General features: G+C 59.4%; 17 protein-coding genes. 8 read left to right on the top strand and 9 right to left on the bottom strand.

The features are described from left to right. Nucleotides 1-8: 8 nt before the first annotated feature. The 5 genes from HIJ39_RS08265 to HIJ39_RS08245 are packed head-to-tail and all read left to right on the top strand — an operon-like array spanning nucleotide 9 to nucleotide 3,892. Nucleotides 9-170: a hypothetical protein gene (locus tag HIJ39_RS08265; RefSeq protein ID WP_169098573.1), complete on the top strand. Its 162-nt coding sequence runs from the start codon at nucleotides 9-11 to the stop codon at nucleotides 168-170. A 27-nt stretch (nucleotides 171-197) separates the two neighbouring features. Next, nucleotides 198-599 (top strand): biotin/lipoyl-containing protein, encoded by a 402-nt coding sequence (locus tag HIJ39_RS08260; protein ID WP_169098571.1) that lies wholly within the window; start codon nucleotides 198-200, stop codon nucleotides 597-599. A gap of 14 nt (nucleotides 600-613) precedes the next feature. After that, a complete protein-coding gene (locus HIJ39_RS08255) occupies nucleotides 614-1,819 on the top strand; it encodes a PIG-L family deacetylase (protein ID WP_169098569.1) in 1,206 nt (401 codons plus the stop codon). Nucleotides 1,820-1,821: 2 nt separating this feature from the next. Then, complete coding sequence (locus HIJ39_RS08250; protein ID WP_169098567.1) at nucleotides 1,822-2,652, top strand: M55 family metallopeptidase; 831 nt, start codon at nucleotides 1,822-1,824, stop codon at nucleotides 2,650-2,652. Between the two features lie 46 nt (nucleotides 2,653-2,698). Beyond that, complete coding sequence (locus HIJ39_RS08245) at nucleotides 2,699-3,892, top strand: MATE family efflux transporter (RefSeq protein WP_169098565.1); 1,194 nt, start codon at nucleotides 2,699-2,701, stop codon at nucleotides 3,890-3,892. A gap of 13 nt (nucleotides 3,893-3,905) precedes the next feature. On the opposite strand, the gene HIJ39_RS08240 is transcribed toward HIJ39_RS08245, so the two are convergent. Next, the gene (locus HIJ39_RS08240; RefSeq protein WP_169098563.1) at nucleotides 3,906-5,378 is read right to left on the bottom strand and encodes an amidase family protein; all 1,473 of its coding nucleotides are present in this window, start codon (nucleotides 5,376-5,378) and stop codon (nucleotides 3,906-3,908) included. Between the two features lie 10 nt (nucleotides 5,379-5,388). Beyond that, nucleotides 5,389-6,303 (bottom strand): LysR family transcriptional regulator, encoded by a 915-nt coding sequence (locus HIJ39_RS08235; protein WP_169098561.1) that lies wholly within the window; start codon nucleotides 6,301-6,303, stop codon nucleotides 5,389-5,391. A 106-nt stretch (nucleotides 6,304-6,409) separates the two neighbouring features. Here HIJ39_RS08235 and selD point away from each other — a divergent pair, with 106 nt between their 5' ends. Together selD and HIJ39_RS08225 are read left to right on the top strand one after the other, a co-directional pair. Next, on the top strand, nucleotides 6,410-7,450 hold the full coding sequence (gene selD, locus HIJ39_RS08230; RefSeq protein WP_169098559.1) for a selenide, water dikinase SelD: 1,041 nt from the start codon (nucleotides 6,410-6,412) through the stop codon (nucleotides 7,448-7,450). Between the two features lie 31 nt (nucleotides 7,451-7,481). Further along, complete coding sequence (locus HIJ39_RS08225) at nucleotides 7,482-8,543, top strand: permease (protein ID WP_169098557.1); 1,062 nt, start codon at nucleotides 7,482-7,484, stop codon at nucleotides 8,541-8,543. A gap of 81 nt (nucleotides 8,544-8,624) precedes the next feature. On the opposite strand, the gene HIJ39_RS08220 is transcribed toward HIJ39_RS08225, so the two are convergent. The 3 genes from HIJ39_RS08220 to HIJ39_RS08210 all read right to left on the bottom strand — a co-directional run bounded on the left by HIJ39_RS08220 (nucleotide 8,625) and on the right by HIJ39_RS08210 (nucleotide 10,731). Then, complete coding sequence (locus HIJ39_RS08220; RefSeq protein ID WP_169098555.1) at nucleotides 8,625-8,969, bottom strand: hypothetical protein; 345 nt, start codon at nucleotides 8,967-8,969, stop codon at nucleotides 8,625-8,627. 91 nt (nucleotides 8,970-9,060) lie between these two features. Beyond that, nucleotides 9,061-10,314, bottom strand: coding sequence for a cytochrome P450 (locus tag HIJ39_RS08215; RefSeq protein WP_169098553.1), 1,254 nt, complete (start codon nucleotides 10,312-10,314; stop codon nucleotides 9,061-9,063). Between the two features lie 51 nt (nucleotides 10,315-10,365). Further along, nucleotides 10,366-10,731, bottom strand: coding sequence for a hypothetical protein (locus HIJ39_RS08210; RefSeq protein ID WP_169098551.1), 366 nt, complete (start codon nucleotides 10,729-10,731; stop codon nucleotides 10,366-10,368). Between the two features lie 141 nt (nucleotides 10,732-10,872). On the opposite strand from HIJ39_RS08210, the gene HIJ39_RS08205 reads away from it, so the two are divergent. Continuing rightward, nucleotides 10,873-11,346 carry a c-type cytochrome gene (locus HIJ39_RS08205; protein WP_169098549.1) on the top strand — a complete coding sequence of 158 codons (474 nt, stop codon included), beginning with the start codon at nucleotides 10,873-10,875 and terminating at the stop codon, nucleotides 11,344-11,346. Between the two features lie 61 nt (nucleotides 11,347-11,407). Here the strand turns inward: HIJ39_RS08205 and HIJ39_RS08200 are convergent, their stop codons facing one another. From HIJ39_RS08200 to HIJ39_RS08185, 4 genes are read right to left on the bottom strand one after another with little or no spacing between them, the layout of a single operon-like run. Further along, nucleotides 11,408-12,304, bottom strand: a complete 897-nt coding sequence (locus tag HIJ39_RS08200; protein WP_169098547.1) for a heme o synthase — start codon at nucleotides 12,302-12,304, stop codon at nucleotides 11,408-11,410. 3 nt (nucleotides 12,305-12,307) lie between these two features. Then, nucleotides 12,308-13,192, bottom strand: a complete 885-nt coding sequence (locus HIJ39_RS08195; RefSeq protein ID WP_169098545.1) for a hypothetical protein — start codon at nucleotides 13,190-13,192, stop codon at nucleotides 12,308-12,310. Between the two features lie 12 nt (nucleotides 13,193-13,204). Beyond that, complete coding sequence (locus HIJ39_RS08190; protein WP_207711547.1) at nucleotides 13,205-13,429, bottom strand: hypothetical protein; 225 nt, start codon at nucleotides 13,427-13,429, stop codon at nucleotides 13,205-13,207. A 30-nt stretch (nucleotides 13,430-13,459) separates the two neighbouring features. Further along, nucleotides 13,460-14,014 carry a cytochrome c oxidase subunit 3 gene (locus HIJ39_RS08185; protein ID WP_169098543.1) on the bottom strand — a complete coding sequence of 185 codons (555 nt, stop codon included), beginning with the start codon at nucleotides 14,012-14,014 and terminating at the stop codon, nucleotides 13,460-13,462. Between the last annotated feature and the right edge of the window lie 82 nt (nucleotides 14,015-14,096).

Genomic DNA, 14,096 nt, shown 5'->3' with positions numbered 1-14,096 from the left:
AGGTTAGAGTGGACAGGCAAGAACTGTGGGTAGAGGAAGAGATTGCCGCAATTCAAGCGGCCATTCTCATGATGTGGGATCGTGAACTGCCCCCCGACACGTTTCGCGTGCGGGAGGTTTGGCCCGAACCCTCCCCGTGGAGATGGGCGGGGCGGATGATGCGCAAGTGACGCAAAAAAATTTAACGGGAGGCCAACGTGCGGCGATTTCGGATAACGGTTAACGGCAAAGTTTTTGAAGTAGAGGCTGAGGAGCTGGACGCAACGGAACCCCAGGCGCCCGCTTCCGCTCCCAAGGTGGCAGACAGACCCGCTCCTCCACCCGAGCCCAAGGCGGCGCCCAGTCCAGTCGCTCCCCGGGTGGAAGCGGCATCGGGAAAGGCTGGCGGCACTTTGGTGGAGGCTCCTCTCCCCGGCATGGTCTTGGACGTGAAGGTCGCGGCCGGGCAGTCCGTAGAGGAGGGTCAAGTGCTGGTGATTCTTGAGGCGATGAAGATGGAGAACGAGATCATTGCGCCGCGTGCCGGTGCGGTCACTCAAGTGGCGGTGGAGAAGGGTTCCAGCGTCGCCGTCGGCGATTTGTTGGTGGTCTTGTCCTGAACGCGTCGGAACGCGTGTTGGTGGTGGCCCCCCATCCGGACGACGAAGCGCTGGGAGCAGGGGGCCTGATGGCCAAAAGGCGGCAGGCAGGCCACGAAGTCTTTGTGGCATTGCTGACGGTCGGTGATGGCTTTAAGGAAGATGCCGCCCGCTACTACCTCTCCTTAGCCGTATCGCCAGAGGAATATCTCCATATGGGTTATGAGCGCCAAAAGGAGACCTTGGCGGCTTTGGAGCGGTTTGGGGTGTCGCGCGATCACGTGTTCTTTCTCGGTTTCCCGGACGGTGGGCTGGATTCCCTATGGCTTAGTGCCTGGGATACAGACGAGCCCTGGACCAGTCCCACCACCGGCAAAAATCGGGTGCCCTATGTGACCGCCCGAAAACCTGACGCGCCCTATCGGGGAGAGACGCTGCGGGATTTATTGATGGAGCTCTATCAATCGGTTCGTCCGACCCAGTTAGTCATGCCGAGCGCCTTCGACACCCACCCGGATCATTGGGCAACCAATGCCTTTGCCACCTTGGCATGGGCGGAGATGGCCCGTCAGATGCCGGCTTGGCGGTCGATGGTGCGGCTGGGCTATTTGATTCACTGGCCTGCTTGGCCGATGGTTCTGGCCTATCGCCCCAAGATGGCTGAGGAGCCTCCTTCGGGCCTTTCGCAACTGGAGGAAGAGCCCTGGCATCAGGAGCCGTTGGAGAGTTGGACGGTGGAGACCAAGCGCGACGCATTGATGCAGTATCAGAGCCAGGTGGAACTGATTATGCCATTTATGCTAGCCTTTTGCCGGCGTAGCGAGGCATTCGCGGTGGAAAGCGCCTGGCGCCCGGCTCGCACTGCGGACGGCTGGATGATGAAGAATCCGCCGCAGGATTGGGTGACCCGCTCGGTGAGAAAGACTAATCCCTTGGCCCGTCTTACGGTGCAGCGCGACGGCATGGTGGTGGAGTGGTGGAAAAAGCCGCCCAAAGGGGCCGTGCTTGAGGCGGCTCTGAAGCCGATTGATGGAAAGGGTCGAAACTATCTGGTTCGTATGGGCGAGGGTGAGCCGCCGCCGGGTGTCCGGATGGAGCTGCAAGGCAACCGCTGGCGGATTGTGTGGCCAAAGGACTGGCTGTCCGGGGCGGACACGGTGATGGTGGGGGCCCAGGCGTTGGTGGAAGGGAAAAGCGTGGGAAAAATCCCGTTTCGGGTACTGCCCTGGGAGGTGGGCTAAGGATGAAGGTTTGGATATCCATTGACATGGAGGGTATTGCCAACGTGGTCGATCGCGACCAGTTGCTGCCCGATGGCCGGCGCTATGAGCGCGCCCGCATGTCTATGATGCAAGATTTGCAGGCCGTGTTAGGAGCGTTGAGGCGCCAGCCGGACGTGGAATCAATCGTGGTTAACGACTCGCATGACGGAATGCTGAACGTTTTAGCCGAGGAGATTCCCGATGGCGTGCGCCTCATTTCCGGAGGTGGGAAGCCCTGGTCCATGAATCAAGGGGTGGACCAAGCTAACGTGGCTTTTTATGTTGGATATCATGCCCGGGCCGGCACGCCAGGCGCCATCATGGACCATACCTATGCCGGAGAAATTGCCAACGTGCGCTTGAACGGCTACGACGTCGGAGAAACGGGCATCAATGCCGCATTGGCCGGGGCTTGGGGGGTGCCGGTGGCCTTCGTCTCGGGAGACGACAAAGCTTGCCGTGAGGCGCAAGAACTGCTTTCGGATGTGGTCACGGTCACGGTCAAGGAGGGCCTCAGCCGGCGATCGGCGTTGCTGCTGCCGCGAGCGGAGGCTGACCGCCGGCTCGCTGAAGGGGTGGAGGAGGCGCTGCGCCGGGTTCGCCAAGGCCATGTCAAGCCGTGGACGCTAACCGCACCGATCACCGTGGAGGTCGAGCTGATGACCCCTGATATGGTTGATCGCGCCTTATATGTTCCAGGTGCGGTGCGAAAAGGCGGGCGCTCTGTGACATTTGTTGAACCCACGATGGAGGAAGCCTTTCGCGCCTTTTACACCACCATGGTCATGGCGTCGGGTCGGCCCCTGTATTAAACCTGAAATTTTCCGTGGGATGCGAGTGGCATGATAGAATGGCGCCATGGAAGAACGGGCCAGCATCTGGCGCTTTTGGGCCGATAATGCCAATCTGGGCCTGGCGACGGTAGTCGCCGGGCTTTTCAACACGCTTTTTTCCCTCATTTTGGCTCATGCGCTAGGTCCCAAAGACTACGGGTGGGTGGCCGCGTTGAACAGCTTGGTTAGTTTATTCCTACTGCCGCTCCCCGTCATTGGCCTTGCTGCCATCCGATGGGGGAAACCGGCAGCGGGGCGAAGCGGGCTGGTCGTTGCCACCTGGGCTCTCGGCGGCGGCATCTTTCTGTTGGCCGCCGCCTTGAGTCCGGTTTTGGGAAGGGGGCTCGAGCTTCCTTCCAGCCTCATCACCCTTTTTTCGCTGTCGGTGCTCTTCAACTTTGGCTACGTGCTCTATATCGGTTATTTGGAGCGGGCGCGACGGTATCGGTTGGTTGGCGTAATGGTTGTGCTGTCGAGCGTGCTGGGAGTGGCCGCGGTTGCTCTCGCGGTGACGGCCGGACGCGCCCATCCCATCTTTTGGCTCGGCGCTCTGCAAGCGGCAGGGCTGGCCGTTTTGCTCTGGCTCGCCCGCCGTTCCGCCGACACCCTGCCGCCGGTGCCGCCCTCACGAATTTCTTCCCGCATTCTCGCGACCACCTTGGGGGTCGGGACTCTGCAATCGTTATGGGGACTGGCCGACTCTCTTTGGGCCAAGGCCAATCTCCATGCCCACGCGGCGGGCATCTACACTGGACTTGTCACCGTGGGGCAAGCGGTGCCGTTCGTGGTCTCCAGTCTGGCCACCGTGATGTTGACCGCTGTCTTGGAAGAACCGGCGCGCCGCCGCTACTTTTTGGCCCGCACGCTGGTCGCGGCGCTGGCACTTGACGGGATTTTTCTATCGATTCTCGCCCTCATGCCCAAAACCATTGTGCGGCTTGCCTTGGGATCCGCGTTCTTGCCCATGACCCCGTTAATTCAACACTATGGGGATGCCATGGCCGCCTTGGCGCTTGTTAGCGTGCTGGCCACCTACGGGGTGGCGGTGGGAGCGTATGGCGCCATGATTGGCGCAGCGCTCGGCACCGGGTTTTGGATTGTAAGCCTGGGTTATGCCCACGCCATGGCGAGTTTGGTATCCCGGACGTTGGAATCGATGGTCTTGACGCTCGGGCTTACAGGCATGGGGCTTTTGGTGGATCAAAAAGGCCGGCGCTAGGGCCGGCCTGCCGTTAATCCTTGGCGAGTTCCGGAGGGACGCGGTGGTGCGTCTTGCTCTCATAGGCATAGCCAAATTGGATCAGTTTTTGCTCCTCGAATGCACGGGCGGTGAAGGTGAGGCCGAGCGGCTGTCCGTCCGGTCCGTAGCCCATGGGAACGGTGATGGAAGGATACCCGGCTTTGGCTGCGATGCCCGCGCCGAGATTGCCCACGAAGAGGAGCGCATCCAGCCGGTGGACGGCCATGACGGCGTCAATCCCCTCTGCTGCCGCGACCCGCAAATCGCGGGCCCGGGCCTCCAGATATTCCGGCTCGGTGAGCGTTCCGGACGTCGCATTAGAGGCCAGCAACTGGGTTTGCCCATATTTGAGGCATTCGTCGGCGTTGGCTTCGTTATAGGCGATGACATCCTCCAGCGAAAGGACGGGGGTACGGTCCCCGAGCCAAGCGAGATAGGCGTTGAGGTCAGCCTTGAACTCATAGGTGAGCACCGTGTAGTCACGATGTTCGGGTACCCAGGACTCGATGTCCGCCGGGTCGACCACATGGGCACCGAGATCCGCCAAGTCTTTGAGGGCGCGGTTTAATAAGCTCTGTTCCCACGGATCCAGATCCTCGGTGAAATGGGCACGGGCAACACCCAGTCGGGCGCCTTCCAGGGCATGGGGGCTTAATCCTTCGGCAAAGTTGAGCGGGACGCGGCCCTCTCCGGCGCCCGTGGCGGGATCGCGCGGATCAAAACCCGTTAAAGCGGTTAGTGCGATGGCGGCGTCCTTTACCGTGCGGGCCATGGGGCCGGCGGTGTCCTGTGAATGCGAAATGGGGACAATGCCAAAGCGGCTCACGAGTCCCACGGTGGGCTTGATTCCCACCAGAGAGTTTTGAGTGGACGGGCTTAAAATCGACCCTGAGGTTTCCGTACCAATGGCAAACACGGCCAGTCCCGCGGCGATGGCGGCACCGGAACCGGAGCTCGATCCTCCCGTATCGATGTGCCCTGGGCCATAGGGATTGAGCACCTGTCCACCTCGCGAACTGTACCCATTAGGCATGTGATTAGTCATAAAGTTGGCCCATTCGGTGAGATTGGTCTTGCCCAAAATGACAGCCCCGGCTTGGCGCAGCCGCTCGGCGACGAAGGAATCTCCCGGGGCATACACATCCTTCATGGCCAGGGAGCCAGCGCTGGTGTGCATTTTGTCCCCGGTGGCAATGTTGTCTTTCAGGAGAACTGGGATGCCGTGCAGGGGACTGCGAGGGCCTCTTAGGCGGCGTTCCTGGTCCAGCATTTGGGCGATGTGATAGGCGTCGGGGTTGACTTCCACGACGCTGTTGAGCGTGGGACCGGAGCGGTCGAAGCGCCCAATGCGTTCCAGACATAACAGCACCAGAGTGGCGGCGTCGAGACGCCCCTCGTCAAACCAGGCTTGAATCTCCTCAATGGTGGCGTTGGCGATTTCTTTGCTGCTTACGGATGATGGCATGGAAACCTCCTTAAGGGGATGGCTTATTGGCTGGATGGGGCATGTGGAGATGAGCGAAACGGAGAAATGCCCGTGCGGAGGCGATGGCTTGCAGCCGTTCGGGTTGGAAAACTAGGTAAAACGGGCGCACAATGCGGAGATGCTTAATGGGCCAAATGGTGCTTTTGTCCAGTTCGCGGCGAAACAGCAGTTCGCGGGAGACGAAGCCGATCCCAAGGCCTGACTCGACGGCATCAATGAGCGCCGATCCGGTGTCGACCTCCAAGGCGACGTGCTGCGGCGTCAGCCAATTCTTTGCCCTCAGCGCCTCCAGCACCGTTTGCTCCGTCCCGGAACCGTCAGCACGGGCAATGAAGGGGAGCGTTCGCACCGCATCCCACGGTGCGGGATGGGGGAGGCTGGCATAGGGTGCCCGGCGTGGCACAATCAGCACAATTTCGTCCTCGCCGATGGCCAGGACGGAGAGCTTAGAATTCGTCGGCTTGACGCCCATGAAGCCAATGTCGCTTTGAGCGCTGGCCACATGGGATTCGACCGCTTGCGAGTTCATCTCTTGTAAACGTAGGCGTACCCCCGGGTTTGCTTTCACAAATTCCGCCATCCAGCGTGTCACCAGCCGGGCTGCGGGGCTCGAACTGGTTGCTACTGTCAGAGTGCCAATGGTGGAGTGGTTGAACCCGGCATTCAGCTTTAATGCGCGCAGCTTTTGCAGCACTTCGTCGGCAAAGTCGAGAAAGACAAAGCCCAGCGGGGTAAGAGACAGAGGATGCGCATCGCGGTCCAGAAGCGGGGCGCCGAGTTCCTCCTCCATGGCTTTTAACCGGCGCGACGCCGTTGGCTGGCTGACTTGCATCATCCGCGCCGCTTCCGTCACACTTTGTTTTTCAGCGAGTGCCCAAAAAAGCTCGAGGTCTTCAAACGTCATCGCTCTCACCTGCCCTTGTCCCCGTTATTCAGATTTTACATGACAAATTGCGCCCAGTTGCAAACTATTTTAAAGTAAGACGATCGCACGGAGGGGGGGCTTGACGATGGTTAAGAGGCTTACCGAAATGACCAGCAAATCGGGGTGAGGCTGTAAGCTGGGTCCAGAGGATCTGGACGCCATCTTGTCGACCGTGCCGCGCTTAGCGTTTCACGATTCGCGTATTCTCGTGGGAAATGATACCCACGATGATGCCGGTGTGTTCCAATTGACTGACGACATGGCTCTGGTACAGACGGTGGATTTCTTTACACCGGTGGTGGATGACCCGTACTTATTCGGACGTATTGCGGCCGCCAATTCGCTGTCGGACATCTATGCCATGGGAGGGGAGCCATTGACAGCCTTAAATCTCTTGGCAACGCCGGCGGATGCGCTCAAGCCGGACGTCGTGGCAGAAATGCTCAGAGGCGGACAGGATGTTATGGCTGAGGCGGGAACGGCCGTCATTGGGGGGCATTCCATTGACGACCCGGAACCCAAAATGGGCTATGCGGTGACCGGTCGGGTGCACCCCAGGCATATTTGGCGAAACTCCACCGCCCGGCCCGGTGAGACGCTGTTTCTCACGAAGCCGATTGGCAGCGGAGTGATTATCAAAGCCATCAAGGATGGCCAAGCCACACCGGAAATGGTTGACGCTGTCTCGCGTATGATGTCTACCACCAACGGCGGCGCGGCCGAGGCCATTCGGGCGGTCGCAGATCCCGGCGCCTGCACTGATGTGACCGGCTTCGGGTTGGTGGGGCACCTGTGGGAGATGGCCATGGCGGCCAATGTGGGCATTCGACTCGACGCCGCGAAGGTCCCGCTTTTGCCAGGGGGCCTGCAATTGGCGGAAGCGGGCCGTTTTCCCGCCGGAAGTGTGCGGAACTTTCATTATGTCGAGCCTCATGCTCGTGGCTTGAACTCCCAAAAACCGCTGCACCGCCTGTTGGCGGATGCGGTGACATCGGGCGGGCTGCTGTTCACGGTGTCGCACAAGCAGGTAGGACCGATTCAGGAAAGCTTTGCCGGGCGGGGGCTCCCGCTGTGGGCTATCGGCGAGGTGATCGACGGACCACCGGGCATTGAAATAGGGGGCTGAGTGAATCGCCCTGTTGGAGGGATGAGATGCGATGCAGGTGCCCATAGAATCTCAACGTCCGCGTAGACGTTGGGCTTGGCCTATCGCCATCTTTGTGGCGATTGCGGTATTGGGGGTTTTTTACGCCAAGTGGGAACCGTATTATTTTAAGGCGTTTTCGGCAGCAGCCACACACACTTTAGGGAAGTCCATTGTCACGGGAAGCGCCTCGCACGCGCCGGCGGTGGGATTCCAAGCTGCCCTAAGCTACACCGTGGGCTACTTTAAGGATATTTGGATTGCGCTGGTGGTAGGCCTCTTGGTCGGGGCCGGGGTGCAGACGCTATTGCCGGCCAGCTGGTTATACCGTGTGCTGGGGCGCATCAGCCCCAAGAGTCGTGCTTTGGCCGTCGCGGCGGCCGTGCCTTCCATGATGTGCACCTGCTGCAGCGCACCGATTGCGGTGAGCATGAAGAAAAAGAACCTATCTACCGGTGCCACGCTCGCCTATTGGCTGGGAAATCCGGTGCTTAATCCGGCCACCATTATTTTTATGGGATTTGTCCTGGGGTGGAATTGGGCATTGCTCCGGATTGCCATGGGCTTGGTGCTGGTCTTTGGCGTATCCTGGCTGGGCGACCGATGGATGACTCGAGGCGCCAAGCTAGAGTCCGATGCACTTCCCGATGTCACGCCGCCCCAAGATGAACCGGCCACGTTCGGGCGATTTTTCGGCACCTTGGGACGCTTGGTGGTGGGGTTAGTTCCCGAGTACATTGTGATTGTCGCCATTCTCGGAGCGGTCCGGGCTTGGCTGTTCCCCGCGATGAGTCCCTCGATTGGGCACGCTCTGTGGCTGATGGTGGCGCTGGCCATCTTTGGCACCTTGTTTGTTATCCCCACCGCGGGTGAGATTCCTATCATCCAGACGTTGATGCAATACGGGTTGGGATTGGGCGCCGGTGGCACACTCATGCTGGCTTTGCCGGCAGTAAGCCTCCCCTCCATGGCGATGGTGGGGCAACAACTGGGGGCCAAAACCATGGTGAAAGTGGCCGGCTTAGTCGCTGTTGCTGCGTTCATAACCGGTCTTTTGGCTATCTGGCTGTTGTAACGGTTCGGACGTTCATGCAGGCGTCCCTTGCGGGGGCGCCTGCGCTTTTTGTGGAGGGCGAACCAGGCTCCCTGTGGCTTCTTAGGATTTGGAGTCGGGCACCCTCGTTCCGAAAAACAGGGCTTCGACAATTCCTGCACCCAGGGAAACAATCAGCGAGCTTAAGATGGCGGCATGCGCGGGCAGCGATGGGGAGAGGCGATGGAGCCCCATCAGGACAATAATCCAGGTGGCCATGGCCGCTTGCATCGCCCGCCCCAGCGGGGGCAAGGTGACGTTTAAATGATCGATGACGAGCAGATTGGCGGCCGCCACCAACAGGGCTAATCCAAGTTCCGGGGCCCAGGGGAGCCGGAACTGCGGCACGACGACGTCGCGGGTTGCAAGCAAGAGCCAGATGGTGAGAGTGCGGATAACGGTCGCCACAAAATCACCTCAGCCGTATTATGTCCCAGATCGGATGAGATATCGGGGAAGTTATCCCCCCTATGGAACGGATGCGTCTGATTTAGGCCGCCTAATGCAGACGCTTCTCCACCATGACCATGAGCCCGTTTTGGGATGCGAGCGTCAATCCAGGAAAAATAGCCGGATGGGGGTCCTGGATGCGTACCCGAAAACGCTGCACAATTTCCCCGATGACTAGCGTGGCTTCTGTTTGGGCCAGATGCTCGCCGATGCATCGTCGCGGACCGGCGCCGAAGGGAATATAGGCGTAGGGAGGCAGCGTATCGCTGCCCGCGAGCCAACGGCGGGGATCAAAGCGGTCCGGGTCAGGAAACGTGTCGGGATTTCGATGCATAATCCAGGGGGAGAGAAGGATGAAGCTTCCTTCAGGAAGTGGCATATCGTCTACCACCGGAGCGTCCTGAATCGCCCGCCGACTTAAGAGCCATACAGGCGGATAGAGGCGTAGACTTTCCTTCAACACCGCCTCGGTCCAGAGTCGGTGGGCACCCTGATGCCCTTCTTCGAGGACGCGCTCCTCCGCCGCTTCATCCTGCGCCAGCTGGTGAATAGCCCAGGCCATGGCGTGACCCGTGGTCTCGAATCCGGCCACCACTAAGGTGGCGATTTCCTCAAGACGCTCCGGATCATTCTCTGTGAGCCCCGGCCACACGGATTCAAACGGGCGGGGATGCGGTTCAAGATTTCTGATGAAGGAATGGAGCTTTCGTTCGCGTGCATGATAGCGCCGATTAGAACCGGGAATGTGATATGGAAACCGCCAGATGCTTCGCGAGCGGCGATAGAAGTGGGCCATAAGCCATTGGACAGCTTGGCCGGCCTCCTCAATGGCTTTGTGTCCGGTGGAGTCGTCCGCAAATAGGGTCCGCACCGCAAAGGTTAAGCTGAGCCGTAAAAGGCGCGCTTCTAAATCGAACCATTGGCCCGACTCCCAGCGATCGAGCTCCTGGTTCACGATAGAGGCGAGCGTTGGCTGCATGCGCTCGATGTTGCGCCGGGTGAAGACTGGCGCTAGGCGGCGCCGCTTTGACACCCAGGCGTCCCCCTCGGACGTGAGCAGGCCTCGACCAATCAAGGGGTTGTTGGGATCAAGTCCTGGTCCCTTATGAAAAAAGCTTTGGTGGTGGCTGAGTACGGCGCCGACCGAAGACGGGTCGGTGAGCAGGAAGAAGTCCCAGGGACCCATACGAAACCGCACCCGCGGCCCATAGCGCTGCTGCAGCGCAACAAAAAAGCCCAGCGGGTCACGATGAAACGCACGAAGGCGGGCTAAACTACCGGATTTCTCAACCTCAACAACCACACTAAACCCTCCTTGGGATCTCGATCATTGTAGCACCGAGATCCCCGAGGGTTATTTGGAACCGTGAGCTTGCCGGGCGTTTTTGGGGGCGACGGCCAGTTCAGTCAGGCCAATAATCACTCCGAACACCAGGGCCGCCTCGAGATAGCCATAAGGATGACCCGTCGTCCGCGGCAGGGTGGTGAAATAAATTGCGAGAACCGCCCAGCCTGCAATCCAGGCTAGTACGGCCCGACCATAGGCCGAGGCGTAACCTCCCGGCATTTCCGTAACAGCGTAGGACACGAGAGCCACGGCAACCGAAACAATGGCGACATTGCCAATTCCAAATTTCGGAAAAATGGGCATGACCCTCTGGAGAACCCAGATCGCCAGAAAGGCCACCACGAATTCAATCACAATCCGAAACCAACTCACCTAGCATCAACTCCTATCCCTAGTGTTCATTCCGGACGCGAAAATATTCGCCAAAATTCAGGGCAAACGAGTCTCCACGCCCGTAATTGGGCACGCTAACCGCGACCGCGTCCTTTATTTACCGTTGAAGGAGTGAACGTGATGCAAAAGAAACATCGGGTGCTGGCGTTTTTGACGACGGCGACCCTGGTGTTGGGGGCCGCAAGCGCAGTTTCTGCCGCCTCGGTGACCGGCCACCCCAACTCGCATAGCCAGGTGGGGCGGCAAGGCACCAAGAACGATACCTCCACCCCCTCACTGAACGGCAAAGCGAACCGATGGCGCCGAAAGAAGGTGAACAACAACACCTCGACTCCGATGCCGGCGTCGATGGTGGCGGCTGGGGCAAAAATTTTTAAGGCACAGTGTGAAAGCTGTCATGGTCCCAGTGGCAATGGCACCACCACGGCGCCGCGGCTAGCCGGTCCCTCAGGCGTTTGGTATACCTTTCACACCGAATCAGCCCTCCGCGGCTACATTCAGGCGCACATGCCGGCCAATCATCCCGGGACCTTGCACGGGACCGCCCTCAAGGATGTGTCGGCGTACGTCTGGACCATCGCCAAGTCCAAATAGAGGTTAGAGGACAAAGAAAAGCTCCGCCGATGTGCGGAGCTTTTCTTTGTGAGCAGCGTCGTTAGCCCGCCAGTGTGGCAACCACCACGGCGGTGAAAATGCCGGCCATGTATAGTAGTGAGGCGAAGAAAACCCGCTCGGGCGTAATGCGAGGATGCGGGAGACTTAACGCAGCCGTGAGCATCCAAAAGATCACGCCTAAAAGCAACGCAAGGACGATATAGAGCCAGCCCAAGCGCGCATCAGTCCAGTGAAGGGCGAGGGTGCAGGGAATCAGCAAGGTGGCATAGAGTACCATTTGGCGGATTGTGGTTCGGGAACCTTTCACCACCGGCATCATGGGAATATTGGCCCGTTGGTAGTCCTGACGTTTATAAAGAGCCAGTGCCCAGAAGTGGGGCGGCGTCCACAGGAAAATGACCAGGAACATCAGCCACGGTGTCCATCCCAGGTGGTTGGTGGCCGCCGCCCAACCGACCAGCGGGGGAAACGAACCCGCTGCGCCACCAATCACGATGTTTTGTGGGGACCGGCGCTTCAGCCAGACGGTATAGATCAGCACATAAAAGAGAAAGCCCGCGAACGATGTCTCGGCAGCCAGCAAATTAACGCGGCTGGCCAGCCACACAAAGGAGGCGCTTTGCAGGAAAATGCCAAAGCTCAGGACCTCTGAGGGGGCCATGCGTCCCGACGGGAGGGGGCGATGGCGGGTTCGTTCCATCAAACGGTCGATATCACGGTCATACCACATGTTGATGGCATGGGCGCCGCCAATGGAGAGGGCGAGACCGCTCAGCGTGTTCACGGTAAGCGCCATCGAGGGGATGCGTCCTTGCGCCACAACCATGGCGCAAAATGCGGTAATGGCTAAGAGTGAAATGATGCGTGGCTTGGTCAGCGTGACGTAATCCTTTAAGCGAATGCTTTTTGGCCGTGTGGCCAGCGCCAGGTGTTCCATCTCCTAACCCCCTATCCGTTCTTGGTGGCGCTTTACCTGGGTGTCGAGGTGGAGACCCAGTGCCATGAAGAACAGCAATGGCACCCACAACTGATTCATGCCCCCCATCAGTGCAGCAGTGCCGACATGCTGGGTAAGCAGGTCAATCGATACAAACAGGGCTAAGATGCGAAAGCTGAGCGCTGTCCAATGGCGCCAGGCCCCATAGGCCACGCCCATGAGTCCGATGCCTAAGCCCAAGTGGGCTGTGTTGTGGAGGCCATAGGATGTGATTCCCGCGTCAATGGCCAACAGCACGGCGGCCAGCGATAGCACAGCACGGTAGCGTGAGGGTGCCAGCATCAGGTAGGCCGAGGCGCCCGCCAGGAGATAACCGCCCGGTCCGAAGGGGTGCGCCGCGCCCCACGGGGCGCTGCTGGCCGTCAACAGCCATCGTGCAGTCCCCCATAAAGCCGCTGCCCACAGCAGCCAACGGGGATGGCGGCGATAGCTAAAGGCCAGACCCAAAACCAGACCGGCGTCGGCCATCAGGGCGGCAAAATCCCACAGAATGGGGTTTTGCTCCCATAGCATGGCCGCCCAGTGAAGCCACGGCACCATCAGATCGGCGCGGATCAGGGGCCGATAAAACGATGGGGTGACCACCACCGCACGGGAATGCCAGACCAAGTCCGAGGCCCACCAGGTGGCGACGATTAAGCCTAGCCAGCGGGTTTGGAGCGGCATGGCGGGAGCCGGCGCTGAGGACGGTGAAGCATCCTCCACGGCCAAACCCTGATAAAAGTTCCAGGCTAAGGCCGTGATAACCACGATGGCGACAGCTATCCAGACCAAGGCGAACAGGTCCACGTTAAACATGTTTTCCAAGAGGCGACTTTTCGGATCCATAGAATCTCTTCCTTAGGGTTTCTTGACATCCTTTTCCTTGGCCGGCCCGGTCTTCTTGTGAAAGCGCGCGTCGACTCGATCAGCGGATTTGCGGAACCAGATTAAGAGGTAGGCCATGGCAAAGATTTGAAAGGCCCACCAAAAAATGTCCCACCAATGCTCCATTCCGGGACTGTTGCCGATGCGGACGGGCAGCCCTGGAAAGAAGCCCACGGCCAACAAGTGCGAAACTAACATCGTTGTTATCCTCCTTTCGTAAGCACGCGTTCAGATCCAATAGAACAGGAGATAGCAGGCGATGGCGGCGAATCCTTGGAAGACCCAGTACCAGGTCACGGCCTGAATATCCCAGTAGTTTTGGGCGTTCAAGCGGGCTCGACCAGAGCGCACGGCAACAGCGACGAGGACAAACAAGCCTGCTAGCGTGTAAAAAGCTGAGACGCCAAGGGAGCTGTAGAAGTTTTCCCCAAACCGGGTGCCCACAGGGATGGAACGCTGACTCCACTCGTAAATCAAGAGCGCCATGTAGACGAGGCCCAGACCCACGGTCGCTTTCAAGCGGTGCTGGGTCTTAACCAAGTCATCCTGGCGAATGGCGCCTAAGGCCGACACGCACACGCCCATGCTGATGAGCATAACAAAAGCATCGGCTGCCCCCAGCCATTGATTGACGGTAGGCGCCACATACCAGGCCACCAGTTCGTAGCGAAGCGTGAAGAGCACAATGAAGGGGATAATCTCGATGCCCAAAAAAAGGCGGAATCCCCAGCGGAGCGCGGCCAAGTGGCGCTCCTGATCGATGGCGTTAAGTGGGTTTTCCATACCAAACCTCCTCGTATAAAAAGAATTAGCCTACTAGCCCAAGACCTTGGTCTCGGGGCTTGCCGCGTAGCGGCAAGCGGCT

Origin of the sequence: Sulfobacillus harzensis, assembly GCF_012933365.1 — a bacterium.
Taxonomy (GTDB): Bacteria; Bacillota; Sulfobacillia; order Sulfobacillales; family Sulfobacillaceae; genus Sulfobacillus_B; species Sulfobacillus_B harzensis.
This window is presented reverse-complemented; position numbering and strand designations above follow the sequence as displayed.

Coding starts and splice junctions, on each gene's coding strand:
- HIJ39_RS08250 (WP_169098567.1), top strand. CDS start 1,822: ATGAAGGTTTGGATATCCATTGACATGGAGGGTATTGCCAACGTGGTC.
- HIJ39_RS08245 (WP_169098565.1), top strand. CDS start 2,699: ATGGAAGAACGGGCCAGCATCTGGCGCTTTTGGGCCGATAATGCCAAT.
- HIJ39_RS08240 (WP_169098563.1), bottom strand. CDS start 5,378: ATGCCATCATCCGTAAGCAGCAAAGAAATCGCCAACGCCACCATTGAG.
- HIJ39_RS08235 (WP_169098561.1), bottom strand. CDS start 6,303: ATGACGTTTGAAGACCTCGAGCTTTTTTGGGCACTCGCTGAAAAACAA.
- HIJ39_RS08225 (WP_169098557.1), top strand. CDS start 7,482: ATGCAGGTGCCCATAGAATCTCAACGTCCGCGTAGACGTTGGGCTTGG.
- HIJ39_RS08205 (WP_169098549.1), top strand. CDS start 10,873: ATGCAAAAGAAACATCGGGTGCTGGCGTTTTTGACGACGGCGACCCTG.
- HIJ39_RS08200 (WP_169098547.1), bottom strand. CDS start 12,304: ATGGAACACCTGGCGCTGGCCACACGGCCAAAAAGCATTCGCTTAAAG.
- HIJ39_RS08195 (WP_169098545.1), bottom strand. CDS start 13,192: ATGGATCCGAAAAGTCGCCTCTTGGAAAACATGTTTAACGTGGACCTG.
- HIJ39_RS08190 (WP_207711547.1), bottom strand. CDS start 13,429: ATGTTAGTTTCGCACTTGTTGGCCGTGGGCTTCTTTCCAGGGCTGCCC.
- HIJ39_RS08185 (WP_169098543.1), bottom strand. CDS start 14,014: ATGGAAAACCCACTTAACGCCATCGATCAGGAGCGCCACTTGGCCGCG.